The 817-nt window shown below is 30.0% G+C and carries 1 protein-coding gene; it reads left to right on the forward strand.

The window, feature by feature from the left end:
* Nucleotides 1-95: 95 nt before the first annotated feature.
* Nucleotides 96-817: iron-containing alcohol dehydrogenase (locus tag OW729_RS19375; protein WP_268063164.1), on the forward strand; the 722-nt coding region annotated here is incomplete at its 3' end.

Genomic DNA, 817 nt, shown 5'->3' on the forward strand with positions numbered 1-817 from the left:
AAAATTAATAATTTAAATATAAGCCGCTTTTAAAAGCGGCTTATAAGTGTAAATAAGAATAATTTAATTATATATAAATAACGGAGGCCTTAGGAATGAGATTATTAAAAATACAACCAGAGCTTCACAAATTTAATACATTTGCTGAATTTGCAAAAGAATTTAATATAGGTGAAGGAGATTTCGTTCTTACTAACGAATTCCTTTATACACCATTTATGCAAGGGCTTAACTTGAAAGCTGATTTCTTATTCCAAGAAAGGTTTGGACTAGGTGAGCCATCTGACGAAATGATTAATGCTATAATGGCTCAAATGAGAGGAAAAGAGTATAAGAGAATAATCGCTATTGGTGGAGGAAGTATTATAGATATTTCTAAGCTTTTAGCATTGAAGGATTCAGGAAACTGTGTTGATTTATTTGAAAGAACTGTTCCAATAGTAAAAGAAAGAGAACTTGTTATAGTTCCAACAACTTGTGGAACAGGTAGTGAGGTTACAAATATTTCTATATCAGAAATAAAATCAAAACACACTAAAATGGGTCTTGCAGTAGATGAATTATTACCAGAACATGCTGTACTAATACCTGAACTTGTAAAAGGACTTCCTTTTAAATTCTTTGTAACAAGTTCAATAGATGCATTAATTCATGCTATTGAATCTTTTGTATCTCCAAAATCTAATCCATATACTGAAATATTCAGTGTTAAAGCTATAGAACTTATAATCAAGGGTTATAAAGCTATAGTAGAAAAAGGTGAAGAATATAGAACAGAAATTATAGAAGATTTCGTTATAGGAAGTAACTATGCAGG

The sequence above is a fragment of the Clostridium brassicae genome (genome assembly GCF_026738875.1).
Taxonomy (GTDB): domain Bacteria; phylum Bacillota; class Clostridia; order Clostridiales; family Clostridiaceae; genus Clostridium_H; species Clostridium_H brassicae.